Source organism: Psychrobacter sp. AOP7-C1-14, assembly GCF_052376135.1.
GTDB lineage: Bacteria > Pseudomonadota > Gammaproteobacteria > Pseudomonadales > Moraxellaceae > Psychrobacter.
In genome coordinates, this window is sequence record NZ_JBQSVH010000003.1 from 26,804 (window position 1) to 40,612 (window position 13,809).

General features: G+C 41.8%; 11 protein-coding genes. 7 read left to right on the forward strand and 4 right to left on the reverse strand.

The features are described 5' to 3' along the window. Positions 1-274: 274 nt before the first annotated feature. Complete coding sequence (locus ACT3QN_RS03820; RefSeq protein WP_444528963.1) at positions 275-1,897, reverse strand: hypothetical protein; 1,623 nt, start codon at positions 1,895-1,897, stop codon at positions 275-277. A gap of 420 nt (positions 1,898-2,317) precedes the next feature. Between ACT3QN_RS03820 and ACT3QN_RS03825 the strand changes: the two genes are divergently transcribed. The 6 genes from ACT3QN_RS03825 to ACT3QN_RS03850 all read left to right on the forward strand — a co-directional run bounded on the left by ACT3QN_RS03825 (position 2,318) and on the right by ACT3QN_RS03850 (position 7,594). Then, complete coding sequence (locus tag ACT3QN_RS03825; RefSeq protein ID WP_444522184.1) at positions 2,318-2,926, forward strand: rhomboid family intramembrane serine protease; 609 nt, start codon at positions 2,318-2,320, stop codon at positions 2,924-2,926. A gap of 163 nt (positions 2,927-3,089) precedes the next feature. Then, on the forward strand, positions 3,090-4,055 hold the full coding sequence (locus tag ACT3QN_RS03830) for a metallophosphoesterase (RefSeq protein WP_444528964.1): 966 nt from the start codon (positions 3,090-3,092) through the stop codon (positions 4,053-4,055). A gap of 99 nt (positions 4,056-4,154) precedes the next feature. Then, positions 4,155-4,706, forward strand: a complete 552-nt coding sequence (gene purE / locus ACT3QN_RS03835) for a 5-(carboxyamino)imidazole ribonucleotide mutase (RefSeq protein WP_444522186.1) — start codon at positions 4,155-4,157, stop codon at positions 4,704-4,706. 197 nt (positions 4,707-4,903) lie between these two features. Then, positions 4,904-6,268: a 5-(carboxyamino)imidazole ribonucleotide synthase gene (locus ACT3QN_RS03840; protein WP_444528965.1), complete on the forward strand. Its 1,365-nt coding sequence runs from the start codon at positions 4,904-4,906 to the stop codon at positions 6,266-6,268. Then, the gene (locus tag ACT3QN_RS03845) at positions 6,268-6,717 is read left to right on the forward strand and encodes a YaiI/YqxD family protein (protein WP_444528966.1); all 450 of its coding nucleotides are present in this window, start codon (positions 6,268-6,270) and stop codon (positions 6,715-6,717) included. Before ACT3QN_RS03840 ends, ACT3QN_RS03845 begins: the two co-directional genes overlap by 1 nt. A 235-nt stretch (positions 6,718-6,952) precedes the next feature. Continuing rightward, complete coding sequence (locus ACT3QN_RS03850) at positions 6,953-7,594, forward strand: NAD(P)H-binding protein (protein ID WP_444528967.1); 642 nt, start codon at positions 6,953-6,955, stop codon at positions 7,592-7,594. A gap of 157 nt (positions 7,595-7,751) precedes the next feature. Here the strand turns inward: ACT3QN_RS03850 and epmA are convergent, their stop codons facing one another. The 3 genes from epmA to ACT3QN_RS03865 form a co-directional block, all read right to left on the reverse strand. After that, the gene (gene epmA / locus ACT3QN_RS03855; RefSeq protein ID WP_444528968.1) at positions 7,752-8,795 is read right to left on the reverse strand and encodes an EF-P lysine aminoacylase EpmA; all 1,044 of its coding nucleotides are present in this window, start codon (positions 8,793-8,795) and stop codon (positions 7,752-7,754) included. Positions 8,796-8,844: 49 nt separating this feature from the next. Next, entirely contained in the window at positions 8,845-9,996 is a 1,152-nt protein-coding gene (locus tag ACT3QN_RS03860) for a 4-phosphoerythronate dehydrogenase (RefSeq protein WP_444529075.1), read from the reverse strand. A 66-nt stretch (positions 9,997-10,062) separates the two neighbouring features. Then, positions 10,063-11,190, reverse strand: a complete 1,128-nt coding sequence (locus ACT3QN_RS03865) for an AI-2E family transporter (RefSeq protein ID WP_444521009.1) — start codon at positions 11,188-11,190, stop codon at positions 10,063-10,065. Between the two features lie 882 nt (positions 11,191-12,072). Between ACT3QN_RS03865 and ACT3QN_RS03870 the strand changes: the two genes are divergently transcribed. Further along, positions 12,073-13,764: an NAD+ synthase gene (locus ACT3QN_RS03870; protein ID WP_444528969.1), complete on the forward strand. Its 1,692-nt coding sequence runs from the start codon at positions 12,073-12,075 to the stop codon at positions 13,762-13,764. The last annotated feature ends 45 nt before the right edge of the window (positions 13,765-13,809 follow it).

Here is a 13,809-nt window from a genome sequence, read left to right on the forward strand (position 1 = left end):
CTCCTGATTTATTTCTTATTCAATTATTTAAGCGTTCATTTTACAAGGTCTTTGCAGGTGATCAGTTATAGATCCAATATTAGCTACAGATCTAGCCAAGACTCCTATTTCGCTACGTTTATTTTTATTTATTATAAGACCATTAAGACAACGTTCACAGTCATCTCGTTGTTGTGTAAATGATACAGTAAGTAATATTTCGGTTGGCTCACGTAACCATAGTCTAGAACATATAAAAGGACACGCCGTACAAGAGAGCATGCCGTACAAACAGTTACCGAACTTGAGCTGGTTCAGCAACGATGACCGTGTTTGCCATCTCATCTACTTCGGAAGGTGAAAAAGGTCCTGGCGGTCTGGTCGCTCGGTTATTCGAAGGAAAGTTGTTGGGAATGTTACTTGCACCATTAGCAGGCAGATTGTTGGGCGTATTGCTAAAGCCATTATTATTAGGTAAAGGAGTTGGTATCAGTCCATCTCCAGTATCATCGTCTGATGCTTGGTACTCGACAGAGTTGCTATCTGCCCCATTATTGTTGAATTGATTATTGACCTCTTCACCATAATCTGCAAACTGATTATTTTCGTTTGCCATGTTGTTTGTAGTATTACCAGTATCGCTATTATCAGGTAAAGGTAATGGCGCTGTACTTTCGACTACCATTGCTGGTGCCAAGTTGCGTATTTCTATAGCCAGTTTTTGCAGTAGCATACTGTCTGGCGCCTCCAGTGTGAGACGATCGTTTTGCACATGCAAACGTGCAAATGGTGTTGATCTGAGCATCGTCAAGACATTAGGCAATACCTCCGCAGGCATATTAGCGATTGTGCTTGCCACCCCATCCTGTATGTTCAATTCACAAATACTTGCCTGCTCACCAAAGCTTGTATTAAGCGCCTGTTGTAACGTGATTTGCAGTGCAGCATCGCCAACGGTCGCACTACACGTGTACAAATTGCCACCGTTATCTACACCGACAATCAGCTCAACAGGAGTGGTAGTTGGCATCGGAGGCTCGGGCGTTGGTGATGACTCAACAGGTGCTGTGACCACAGGTTCTACTGGTATTTCATTATTGGGTTTCACTAATAACGCCCATGCTGCCAATGCAAGTGCAGCCAAAGCTACTATTAATAAAAACACACGTATTAGCAAATCGTTTCGCTGATTACGAGTGCGTACCTGCACACGCTTCAAGTTACTATTTCCTGCCGAAAGATAAGCGGCTGGATTGGTATGAATAGCATCACTACTGGCAATCGTATCGTCACCCAATGCTTCAGTACTTGCGCGCTCAGCAATTGATATTGGCTCTATACTTTCTGCATCAGTGTTCGTTACTGGTCCGACTATACGATCCTCTATAGTAGAGTCATCAAGTCTATTCAATACAACGTCACTTACTGGCACATGGTCATCATCTGAATTGAAGCTTGTTTGTACTTGCTGATGCATGTCTTGAGTAGCCGTAATCACAACCGCCGCCCAAATAGGTAGATATGGTCGTAGGGTAGCTTGCTTCTCTTGCAAAAATGCTGGCAAAAACTGACCATTGGCCAATATTTTTAGCTCACGATATACCAATGGTGCAGCATTAGTGAGTAATTGCTCAGTTGTCTGTGCATCAATGTGGTGAGAGGCTGCCAACTCTTGAACCATAGTTTCTCGAAGATTTTTATCTTGCCATAGTTGTTCAAATAGAGAGCTTTCATTAATACTGCTGGTAGTGATTTGATCATTGCGTAGCAGCTGTGAATAAATTTGAGGCCCCGCTAATCTCGCTGCCAAAACAGCGTAAAACTGTTCAAGTAAGCTGACATAGGCGATATTATTGCTATCATCATTACCCATTACGGCTGGGGTTACCGTTTGTTCTAGCTGGTCAATAATATTCATGGTTCACTGCCTCTATCAGCCTTATTCGAATGTGCAAAAATCAAGTATTTATTTTATTTCTATATACGGTACTGAGGTATGTCATTTTTTATCTAAGAGCACACTCATAGCGTATCTAGGTAGCAAGCCTAGGCCATACTCTAGTCACTGGTCTCTTCATTAGCTTCGCTCTAAAGGTTTCACCTGTATAGCATGATACACTGCTACATTATTCACTATAACAGCGTAAAAAAGCATCTTTTTGTCACATAATAGGCGTTCGTATCATCTCAACTGCTGTTAGTATGGATCTATTGCTAATGGTTAGTACTTAATACGGATCAGACGTCACACTTATTTTTACTCAGCCGTAACGCTTAGGCTTTGAATATTGTCACTTGTTGCATTGTCACATATCAGGCACGGCCTAAGGATTTTCCTTTGTTAAACCATACAACGCTTATCATCATTATTACAGTTATTGTCAGCTTATTAGCATGGCAAAATAAGACGCTACTCAATCGATTGATTTTTTATCCGCCAGCAGTCAACAATGGGCAGTGGGATCGTTTTGTGACCCACGGATTTATTCATGCCGATAGTATGCATTTGCTCTTTAATATGTTTACTTTATATTTCTTCGGACGGGCTATCGAAGGACTGTATCGGCCGTTTGTGTTCGGTTACGGTTTTGTGGTTTTCTATGTATTGGCTATTATCGTTGCCATGATTCCAAGCTACGTTAAAAATAAGAATAACGCCAGTTATTTGAGTCTGGGTGCTTCGGGCGGCGTATCCGCTGTGCTATTTGCGTTCATTTTGCTAGCACCATGGGAGAGGATTTACCTCTTTGCCGTGATTCCGATTCCTGCGATACTATTTGCCGTGGCTTATATATTTTATAGTATCTACGCTGATAAACGCGGTGGCTCAAACATCAACCATATGGCGCATATGTGGGGCGGCGCATTTGGCGTTATCGCTACAATCGTTTTAGAGCCAAGAGTACTACTTCACTTTGTTAATGCTTTGCTATCACCGGGTTTTTAGATATCTTTACATTCATGGTAATTGATAAAATTCTTGATAGAAAAGCTTCAAGAGTTTGTTCGTAACGACAATTTAATGAAGCTAATAATTTAAAGATAACGATACTTTATAAATTCTATTTTGCGTACGGTACACTTATACATTTGAGATTTAGTAATACATTATGATTATAGATATTATCGGTGATATACATGGTTATGCAGACAAACTGGTCGGTCTGCTACATCAGTTAGGCTATGAGCATAACGGTCAGCACTTTGTACCACCGACAGGTCATAGGGCTTTGTTTATCGGCGACTTGATCGATCGTGGTTCGCAGCAGTTAGCTACGCTAGAGATTGTCTTTGCAATGTTAGATGCTGATGTAGCCGATGCAGTAATGGGCAATCACGAATATAATGCGTTGGCATATGCCACGCGTGACCCTGATAATACTAGCCAGTACTTACGCTCGCACAATGATGTCCATAAACGCCAACATGAAGCGTTTTTAGCAGAGATACCGTTCGGCTCAGAACAACATGGGTATTGGTTGCAGCGTCTATACGAAATCCCGTTATGGATTGAGAGCGACTATGCCTGTTTTGTGCATGCTTGTTGGGATACGGATAGTATGGCAATACTAAAGCCTCTATTGACTGATAATAACTGTCTGACCTCCGCAGGCTTAATCGAAACGGCCAAAAAAGATACCGTTGCCTTTGACGCTTTAGAGCAGGTATTAAAAGGAGTTGAAACGGGTTTACCTGATGGCATTGTGATGGTAGACAAAGAAGGTACCGAGCGTACGCGAGTACGAGTACGCTGGTGGCTAGATGGGCTAAATACGCGTACACTTCGTGAAGTATCACGTGCTCCATCATCTGCATTGGCACAGATACCATCTGATGCGTTGGCTGAAAATATTGACTTTGCACTAAAAACTCATAAACCTGTATTTGTGGGTCACTATTGGCTCACTGGCACGCCTGAGCCGCTCAGTCCACAAGTTGCCTGTACTGACTACTCTGCAGCAGCAGATAGCGGCTATCTGACCTGCTATCAGCTAGATACTGAACAACCATTACCATTGACTGCCAATCATTTTGTTCAGTATTATCACGATGAAAAAGTAGATATAAAGTCATGATATCAATGCGATTAATACCATGTATATATTAAAAGTCAAACTTGGCTTTACGAATGTAGCAAAATTTTTGTATGATGGTCTTTTTGAGGATATCCAATCATGAGCAACACGAACACTGCTGCTAACCAGAACGGCCCAATCACTTCCCCTGCTGGTCAACCAAAAGTTGGCATCATCATGGGTTCGCAGTCTGACTGGGCGACTATGAGTGCTGCTGCACAGTTGCTTGCAGACTTTGACATTGCTTTTGATTGTGAAGTTGTCTCTGCACACCGTACGCCTGATAGATTGTTTGATTATGCCAAAAGCGCAAAAGACAATGGTCTACAAGTTATCATCGCTGGTGCAGGCGGTGCCGCTCATTTGCCAGGTATGTGTGCCAGTCAAACGCCTCTACCTGTCTTTGGTGTCCCTGTAAAGTCATCTATGCTAAGCGGTTGGGACAGTCTACTGTCTATCGTACAAATGCCAAAAGGCGTTGCTGTTGGCACTTTGGCGATTGGTACAGCCGGTGCTTATAATGCTGCCCTACTTGCAATTCAAGTATTGGCACTGCATGATGATACGATTGCTACTAAGCTCGATCAGATGCGCCAGTCTCAGACTGAGACCATTCTCGCTAGCCCAACACCAGGTATTATTAACCCTTAAATAAATATAAATCGACCTGCTTTTACAGCAGCGTCTTTTATGCTGATCGCTTAACGACTGAAACTATCACTGTATATTTTCAAGCAATTTCGATTAAAGATAAGGTGCATACAGTGCACCTTTTCCTATTTTCACCCATTGAATTTTAAACTTTAATAGACCAAACACCTTATTCACTTTTATTCAAAGAGCCTGCCATGACTACAGCAAACGCTTATCCTGTTACCCAAACCATTCGTACCATCGGTATTTTAGGCGGTGGTCAGCTTGGTATGATGCTTGCCGAAGCCGCCATGCCATTGGGCTACCAATGTGTATTTTTGGAAGACAATTCAGAATGTCCTGCTAGCCTATATGGCCGTGTCTTTTATAGTGATCAATTAGAAGACTTTATCGCAGCAGCGGACGTATTTACGTTAGAGTTCGAAAACACACCCACGTCTACTGTCGAACAGCTTACCGCTTTATCAAAAGCTGGTAGCAAGCAAGGTATGTTCCCACCTTTGATTGCGCTTGATATTGCTCAAGATCGTCTAAAAGAAAAGCAAATGTTCAATACGCTTGATATTGCAACCGTACCATTTATGGAAGTCAATTCTGAGGCTGAGCTCAAGCATGCTTGCAAAGAATTGGGACTGCCTATTGTTCTAAAAACTAGCCGCGGTGGTTACGATGGCAAAGGTCAGTTTGTTATCAAGCAGGACAGTGATATTAAAGCTGCTTGGCTAGATCTAAAAGACGCTGTCAGCGGCAAAGGCTCACTTACGCCAACACCTGCGCCATTGATCGCTGAAGGTTTTATTAATTTTAGCCGTGAAGTCTCTATCATCGCAGCAAGAGCGCAAAATGGTCAGGTACGCTGTTATGATTTGGTCGAAAATCATCACCACCATGGTATTTTGGCCAAAACTCAAGCGCCTGCTGTTGGTACGAGCCATCTGTTTCAGCAAGCAATGGACGCCATCACCAAAGTCATGAACCACTTAGATTATGTCGGCGTTATGGCGCTTGAGTTGTTCGTCACCAAAGATGCTCGCGGTCACAACACGATACTGGCGAATGAGATCGCACCACGTGTACACAACTCTGGACACTGGAGTATCGAAGGCGCTACTACCAGTCAGTTTGAGAACCATATCCGTGCCGTGGTCAATTTACCATTAGGCGATACAGATAACGTGCATCCTGCAATTATGGTGAATGTACTTGGTCAATATCCTGATATCAGTGCAGTGTTAAACATCGATGGCGCTCATTATCATAGCTATCATAAAGCTGAACGTGACGATCGCAAGATTGCTCATATCACCTTGATGCCTAACGATGTGACTGATTTAGAGCCTGCTATGGCAAAACTGGTTGCTGTCTTACCAAATAAGGTTGGTCTAGATAAAGAGTATGCCAGTATAGATACTCAATCTAATAAAGCGGATGTCGATGTTAAAGATAGTACTAAGAGCAATATTCAGAACAATGCCACAGCTGATGATCTAGGCAACAAAGACAGCCAAACAGACAGCCTGACTGCTCCTTCATCAAAATCTGAGAAGGCCAAAAAATAATGCAGATTTGGGTGGACGCAGACTCGGTTCCATTGATTGCCAAAGACTTGATTATCAAAACAGCTGAACGCACTAAGACCATGGCTATATTTGTGGCCAATCAGCCGATTAAGCTACGCAAGTCGCCCCTACTTGTCATGACTGTCGTGCCGTCAGGATTTGACAAAGCTGATGATTATATCGTCGAGCAGATACAAGCTGGTGACTTGGCTATTACTAGCGACATTCCCTTAGCCAATGACATATTGGACAAAGGTGGTATGGTCTTGACGACACGTGGCGTGGTCTATGACAAAAACAATATCAAGCAAAAGCTCAATATGCGCGACTTTATGGACACCATGCGCGGTACTGGTGTCCTAGAGTTGCAGGAAATGAGCGGTCAAAAACCTTACGGCGATCGTGATAAAAAAGCCTTCGCCGACGGTCTCAATTGCTTGGTTCGTTAGTGCTTTTTGTGGTTCTATCTGACGCTTATCTATTCTGCTATCTATTACATACTGGCATCTGAGCAGCATTTGTTTCCTTGCAAACTGTATACACTCTATAACCAAACACTATTCAATCAGCACGCTTTATAACGAAGCGTGCTGCCTATTTTTGTTACTCTATATTCGGTTTTTAAGATAAATAAACTTACTGAATAATTCAAACAATATAATTTAAATAAAAATAGGAATGATTATGAAAATTTTAGTCGTTGGTGCAAGTGGTCGAGTGGGCGGTGATTTGGTTGAGCAATTGCTAGCTGATGATCATCAAGTTATTGGCACGACTCGTCAGAAAGAGAAATTATTCGATAATGACAATTATATCCAGCTAGATTTAGACATTACAGCTAGTAAAGACTCTATTGAAAAACAACTAGATCAAGATATTGAGGCGGTTTATTTCGTTGCAGGATCTGGTGGTAAAAACGTCTTAGAAGTTGACTTGCACGGTGCCGTGAAAACGATGCAGGCTGCACAAGATAAAGGTATCAAACGTTATATTATGCTGAGCTCGGTCTTCTCATTAGAAACTGACAAATGGGATGAAAACCCTAGTATTGCAGACTTAAAAGAATACTATATCTCTAAACACTACGCTGATCACTGGTTAGTGAATAACAGCTCGCTTGACTACACTATCGTACAGCCAGGCGCACTAAAAGAACGCGCTGGTACGGGCAAAATCACTATTGATGATACCAGTTCTGGTGAGAATGCCATCGAAGATGTAGCGACAACGTTAGCAGCAGTATTAACTGCAGATAACACGATAGGAAAAGTCTTTAATCTACACAATGGTGATATCGATATCAATGAAGCAGTTGCTACGGTATAAATAAATTTAGCATTAGCAGAATTGGTTGTGTCTGCTAGATTTTAAAAGCAGCCAATACGAAAGGTCGTTATCGATTCGCCAATATCTAATTGGTAAATCGGCAACGACCTTTTTATTACGTATTTAAATTACAACTAATCGAAAAAAGCTCTTTCAATCATGCTTGCCCACTGGGGAAAGAAATGACTTCGTCCAAGCTGCTTGCACCTGTTAAAACCATTAGCAATCTATCCATACCGACTGCAATACCACTACATGGCATCAAGTCATCAGATGCAGCTACTAGATGCTCATCAATTGGCATTTGAGGTAGACCATGACGCGCGCGTAATTGATTGTCTTGTTCGAAACGGTCTCGTAATGCTTGACCATCCGCTAGCTCATCATAAGCGTTGGCAATTTCAATGCCGTTGATATACAGCTCAAAACGTTTTGCTATTTTATTACCGTCTTTGTCCACAGCCGTCTTCGCGAGTGCAGCGGTCGCAGGTGGATACTCTATAATCAATGTCGGCAAATCATGGCCTAGGTTTGGCTCTACGGCATGACTAAATAACAAATCTAACCAGCTCTGACGACGACTTTCTTCGCTATCATCAGCATTGTTAAAATCAAATCCTACCAAACCTATATCTTCTGCCACGGCTTGTAATGCAGTTAAACTTGCTGTCAACGGATGTATACCCACAAAATCCATAAAGGCATCGACATAACGATAATGACTCATCACAATTGAGTGACCATACAGCACCTCTAACAATTCATTAAGCTCAGTTGCTATCTCGTCTAAACTATAATCAGGTTGATACCATTCAAGCATCGTAAATTCAATATTATGACGCGTACCTATTTCGTTATCACGGAAGACAGGACAAATTTGATAAATAGGCACTCGCCAGCTGGCTAATAAACGCTTCATTGCGAATTCAGGCGAGGTATGCAAGTAATAAGTGCGCGGACGGTCTTGATAGGTCACACGGGCTGCGACAGACTGCAAAAAAGTGTCTGTGTTACCTGCTTGAGATAATAGCGGTGTCTGCACTTCCAGTACTTGTCGGCTGGTAAAAAACTGTCGAATATTACTGATGAATTGCGCGCGTTGTTGTGCCATCGCAAATGTCATGGTTGATGCGTAGCTAAGCTTGGAAATAATAGGCTTAGAAGTAATAGGCTGCGAAGAAGTGTTGTTTGCTTGAGTCATTGTGCTCTACTGCGACTGATGAATAATTGGTTGCTCGGTATTTTGTTTTTCAAAATTGCCACTCACGACGCAAATGGTAATCACGTCTCAGACCATCAAAGTCAGCACCATTCACTTGCTTATCAACTGCTTTATTTCGCAACGAGGTATCATCTTGCATAATGTCATAAAATTTTGGCAGTCTGTCTGGATGTGATTTTAATTCAGACCATAAAAACATATTTAGCGGTAGCAGATTGGACATAGATTGCGCTGGAGGTATCGCTAGTTTTTCACACAGTGCATCATAAATGATTTGTGTGCCACGCAGCTTACCTTCTAGCGTATAGCCAGCGATATGCGGTGTGGCAATGGCAAGTTTAGATAGTAAGCTTGCTGCGATTTCTGGCTCATGCTCAAACACATCTAGCACCACCTGACGTTCAGTACGCTCAATATCTGCTTCAAGCGCACTTTCCTCAATGATAGGTCCTCGCGCGCTATTGATTAGCATCGTATCGGCAGGCATAATTGCCAGTGCAGCGACGTTGATAAGATGACGTGTTGGATAATCACTACCTTTAGGATTCATCGCATTCTTTTCATTGGTTAAAGGCACATGCAAACTAACTACGTCGCTTTTGCTAAGTACCTGTTCAAGGCTAGCATTGTTAGTGTTAGAGGCTGGTAACAGAGGATCATAACCTAACACCTGCCAACCCAAGTCATAGGCATACTGAGCCAGCGTACTGCCGATATTACCAAGGCCAATGATACCTAATGTTAAAGGCCTTGACTGCTGCCAGTACTGCGGGCGCAACGTTAAGATAGCTGTCAACACATACTGAGCCACAGAGTGCTTGCTACAACCAGCTGCATTAGCGAAAGTGATATTGCGAGACGCTAGATAACCTTGATCTACATGGTCAGTACCAATAGTCGCAGATCCAACAAACTGCACACTATTATTATCAACTAATAGCGCTTCGCCTACTTTCGTCACTGAGCGTATCAGCAGCACATCCGGCTGTACTTCGGCAAGTAGCGCTGCATCAATATCTCGACCAACAACAGTAACAATATCAACTGTATGCTTAGTCAGCTGACCAAGCGTAGAATCATTAAAAAAATCATGCAGACTGGCGATATTGCTGTCCGCTAAAATAGTGATATTTTTAACCGTACTTGTTTCATCGGTCTTATTATCCGTCGGTTCTACCATATTTTTATTTGCCATTATTCATCATCTCTATCGATAATTTTTTACATCATATTTGCTAATAACTCGTTACTCTGGTTCGTGCATAGGATCTATAGCCCGAGGGTCAGAAAGCATCACCTCTTGCTGAGCAAATATCTCATTTTTGTGTTGGGATATCCACTCGCGCCAAACCGCAAGTCCGATAGCCAGTACGACAGGCCCGATAAACAAACCAACAAAGCCAAACGCTGTCAGACCACCCAGTACACCAATAAAAATAATGATAAAAGGGATTTTGGTCGCGCCGCTAATGACGATAGGACGAATCAAATTATCCACCCAGCTAATTACTAATACACCCCATAGTGCCAAGCCAATACCTTCTGCAGTATGTCCTTGACTCAATAGCCAAATCGATACACCGCCCCAAACAAATGGCGTGCCAAAAGGAATCAAAGCGATAATAAAAGTAACGATGGTTAATAAGATAGGGCTTGGTGCACCAGAGAAGTAATACCCGATACCTGCCAATGTCGCCTGTGCCAACGCCGTCAAGCCAATACCATATACCACGGCACGTGTGGTTGTACCTACAGAATCAATATAGCCATCAATACGATTACCAATAATATTGCGAAGCGCTTGGCGAATTTGGCGAATCAAACTGGTGCCATCTCGATAAAAGAAGAATAGCGTCATTAACGCCATACCCAGTTTAGCCAAACTACTGAACACCACATCAAATGCGACTTTGCCATAATATAAATGCGACTGAACCCAAATGCGAAAAGCTTCCAACGTTCCTTCTGGATTCTTATTGATACGCCACAGTACGTCTTTGACTTGTTGGCCAATAATAGGCAAATCTTTAATAGAATCAGGTACATCTAAGTAACCTACCTTGATACGGTAAATTAGATTACTAATTAAACTCAAAGCTTCTTGCTGCAAGATAAATACACCGATGACCAGTGGTACACCAATTATCAATGAGATGCTCACCGTCATAATAGCGGCACTAAAGTCTGGGCTCAGCTTCACCTTTTCATGGAAAAAATTGTAGATAGGAAAAGTCACATAGGCCAAAATTGCTGCCCACAGCGCTGGTACAATAAAAAACTGCACCACTTGAAAACACAATACGAACAGCACTACTAGCAACGTAATTGCCAATAAGCGCTGAATAATAAATTCTTTTGTCCAGTTTTCAATCATAGCGTATAAACCAAAAGCGGACAGCAAACGATAAAGTTGCTGGCGAGTTTATAAATGTGTGATGAATATTAGCTTTTAGACACTGTCTGTCAGCCATATCCATTAGCGAGAGTTGCGAGTCATACAAAAAAGCATTGCTTCGGATTTCGGACTTACGAAGTCGTATGACGATTAAATAACATAGCAATTAAACCGTATGACAGTTAAATAGTATGACTGTGCCCAGCTCCATACCGTGAATTCATAGCCATTTATTACTGTAAATAGAATAATAAAAGTGCAGTTAGCACGCCTTATTATGCAATAAAGCATGTAAGTTATATAACGCGTTGTTGTAACCTTTACTTACAACTTTGTCTATGCAAGCTTACTAGATGGCGACGATAATAACTAGCGCATAATGCATGAATTTAGTGTGTAAAAATGATGTATTGCAAACTGCTTTTATGTTCAGCTTTTAAACTGCTATCTTATAAGGGAATCCACTGGTGCGTTCTATTTGTCGCGACAATTGATGTTATACTAAAGCAATTATTTTAAGCTTTTCAGTGTAGTTAAGTTTATTTGCACAGATTTATTTACATCGTTGTACAGACATCTAATCTTCTGAGCCAGATTTCAATACTCACTTATATCGTCTTCTTTTAGACTATCATAAGTTCTAATTTTAGAGTGTCGCTATCACTTAGAGTGAGTTACTTGAATAAAACAATAAGTCTTTTATAAAGGCTTATATGAGACTTAGACTCAGCATATCAGCTCAATATTTGAGCTTTATATGTAAGGGCGCAATTTTGAGTTAATTTCGGATTTACTTTGATTTTATTTGAAATCAATACAGACACACCAAATTTTAATAATATATCGATAGGAACAATAACAATGTCAAAAGACACTGATAACCCCAACTCTAACACCTCAGACAAAGCTAGTAATACCAACAAACCACAAGATACTGTCACTTTTGCCCTAGCCCAAACGCATTTTTTAGTCGGTGATATCGCAACCAACGTTGAAAAAATGCGTACCCTAGCATTACAAGCACGCGAACAAGGTGCTGACGTTATCGTATTCCCAGAGTTGGCTCTTTTAGGCTACCCTCCACAAGATTTATTGCTACGTCCAAGCTTGTCTGGCCGTGTCAAAAGCGCTTTGTCTACTTTGAGTGATATTGATGATATCGTCATGATTGTCGGCTATCCGCATGTCGATCACCACGGTACTTTTAACTCTGCTGCCATCCTACATAACGGTCATCAAAAAGGCTTTTACCATAAGCAGATTTTGCCGAATTATGGCGTGTTTGATGAACGTCGCTATTTCGATAAAGGTCGTAATCAAGTTTTATTCGACTATAAAGGCATTACCATTGGTCTGCTTATCTGTGAAGACTTGTGGGAAAAAGGTCCTATCTCTGAGCTTAAAAAACAAGGTGCTGATTTAATCGTAAGCTTAAATGCATCACCTTTTGAGATTGAAAAGCAAGACAACCGCAAAACCATGCTGGCCAAGCGTAGCCGTGAAAACAAGCTACCAATCGTCTATGTCAACGCTGTTGGCGGGCAAGACGATCTAGTGTTTGATGGTGGCTCTATGGCGGTACAAGCTGACGGTAGCATTGCTCATGAAGCGCCGCGCTTTATGAATCAACTACTAATGACCACCTTAGATGTAAAAACTGCTAAGTTTAACGATCAGACCAAAGCTCCTCTAACCTTGAGCCGCGAATCTGAAATGTATCAGGCGTTAGTCGTCGGTCTACGCGACTATGTCAACCATTCAGGGTTCTCTGGCATTATTGTCGGGTTATCAGGTGGTATTGATTCAGCATTAACACTCTGTATCGCTGTTGACGCGTTAGGCGCTGACAAGGTATATGCAGTCATGATGCCATATGAGTATACTTCTCAAATCAGTCTAGAAGATGCTCAAGCACAGGCACGTCGCTTAAATGTTTCTTACACCGTCTGCCCTATTTTTGACGCTGTCGAAGGCATCCGTCATACGCTAGCACCGTTATTCAATAAGTCGCCAGCGGACACGACCGAAGAAAACATCCAAGCGCGCGCTCGTGGTGTTATTTTGATGGCATTGTCTAATAAATTTGGTCATTTGGTCATTACGACTGGTAACAAGTCAGAATTGGCAGTTGGTTATTCAACGCTATATGGCGACATGGCTGGCGGCTTTGACGTATTAAAAGACGTATATAAGTCTCAAGTTTATAAATTGGCAAGCTATCGTAACCGTTTAGAAGACACCCCTGTTATTCCTGAACGTGTTATTACTCGTCCGCCATCGGCTGAATTACGTCCAGATCAAAAAGATCAAGACAGCTTGCCTGATTATGATGTGTTAGATGGTATCTTGACGTCATATATCGATGAAGATATGGGCTATCAGGAGATTATTGATAAAGGCTTTGATGCTGAGATGGTTGCCAAAGTCATTAGAATGGTAGACAACACCGAATACAAACGCTTGCAATCCCCTATCGGCACAAAGATTAGCCACAAAGCTTTTGGACGTGAACGCCGTTACCCATTGGTTAATAAGTGGTCAATCAAAGGTTAATTACTACACACCTCTCGATTTCTACTAGTTATAACTTGAGAGGTA

Bases quoted from the DNA above. Each gene is read 5' to 3' on its own strand.
- ACT3QN_RS03845 (WP_444528966.1), top strand. From the start codon at position 6,268: ATGCAGATTTGGGTGGACGCAGACTCGGTTCCATTGATTGCCAAAGAC.
- ACT3QN_RS03850 (WP_444528967.1), top strand. From the start codon at position 6,953: ATGAAAATTTTAGTCGTTGGTGCAAGTGGTCGAGTGGGCGGTGATTTG.
- purE (WP_444522186.1), top strand. From the start codon at position 4,155: ATGAGCAACACGAACACTGCTGCTAACCAGAACGGCCCAATCACTTCC.
- epmA (WP_444528968.1), bottom strand. From the start codon at position 8,795: ATGACTCAAGCAAACAACACTTCTTCGCAGCCTATTACTTCTAAGCCT.
- ACT3QN_RS03870 (WP_444528969.1), top strand. From the start codon at position 12,073: ATGTCAAAAGACACTGATAACCCCAACTCTAACACCTCAGACAAAGCT.
- ACT3QN_RS03840 (WP_444528965.1), top strand. From the start codon at position 4,904: ATGACTACAGCAAACGCTTATCCTGTTACCCAAACCATTCGTACCATC.
- ACT3QN_RS03865 (WP_444521009.1), bottom strand. From the start codon at position 11,190: ATGATTGAAAACTGGACAAAAGAATTTATTATTCAGCGCTTATTGGCA.
- ACT3QN_RS03820 (WP_444528963.1), bottom strand. From the start codon at position 1,897: ATGAATATTATTGACCAGCTAGAACAAACGGTAACCCCAGCCGTAATG.
- ACT3QN_RS03860 (WP_444529075.1), bottom strand. From the start codon at position 9,996: ATGGTAGAACCGACGGATAATAAGACCGATGAAACAAGTACGGTTAAA.
- ACT3QN_RS03830 (WP_444528964.1), top strand. From the start codon at position 3,090: ATGATTATAGATATTATCGGTGATATACATGGTTATGCAGACAAACTG.